We start from the raw sequence: 786 nt of genomic DNA on the forward strand, positions 1-786 counted from the left end.
CTAGGCAGTCCCCGCCTAGCGCGAGGGCAAGCGCCACATCGAGCAGGATCTTTCCCGGATCGTGCACGGCCCGCGGCTTGCGCCACGGCTCAAGCGCCGCCGACATCGCCGCATCCAGACCGGTCTTGCGGGCCGTCTCGACCAGCAGCACCGCACCGGCCTGCGAAACCACGCCGCGACCACCGCCCTCCGCGCGGACACGCGGATAGAACCCGATACGCTTCTTCACCTGGAAAGTGCCTCCGGCGGTGGCGGGAACAAGGACCTCAGCAATCCCCATTCTCGCTGGTCAGAGGCACTTTCTACGTTCATCGTCAACAGATGGACAGCCCACCTCGGAAAGCGCGAGGTCAGGAAACACCCTTGCGCAACGACGCGAGGAGGCGGTCGAGGTCCCCGCGTGCCGTGTACGTACGGATCGGGTCGATGTAGTCGCGAGACTCGATGATCTGACCGTCCCGCACACGCATGACGAAGACACAGGGCACCTTGGACCTGGAGTCGTCCGGCAACGTGAACTCGTAGGCGAACTCGGCGACGATCACTTCAGGATCGGCAGTCTCGTGGACGACGACATCGACGACACTCCTCTTCGGCAAGGACTCCCGCATTTCCGGCGGCACCGTGAAGTGCTCCCGGAGCGCACGCCGACTCGTCAACGGCTCGGACTCCGGCGTCGCCATCGGATGCCGGACATCCGTAACCTCGCCGTACAGGTCAGGCAACTCGCTTGAGTTCCCGTCGGCGACCCCATGAACAAGGCGGAGAAACACCTCACGCGGACTC

At 64.6% G+C, this 786-nt stretch carries 2 protein-coding genes; both read right to left on the reverse strand.

Annotated features, from left to right (window positions below; translation table 11 throughout):
• Positions 1-229, reverse strand: a 229-nt coding sequence (locus AQJ46_RS51240; protein WP_059212228.1) for a transposase, incomplete at its 3' end; no start/stop codon positions are given.
• 121 nt (positions 230-350) lie between these two features.
• Positions 351-786 (reverse strand): nuclear transport factor 2 family protein (locus AQJ46_RS51245; RefSeq protein ID WP_225887690.1); only part of this gene is annotated, 436 nt, incomplete at its 5' end.

Origin of the sequence: Streptomyces canus, assembly GCF_001514145.1 — a bacterium.
Classification (GTDB): Bacteria; Actinomycetota; Actinomycetes; order Streptomycetales; family Streptomycetaceae; genus Streptomyces; species Streptomyces canus.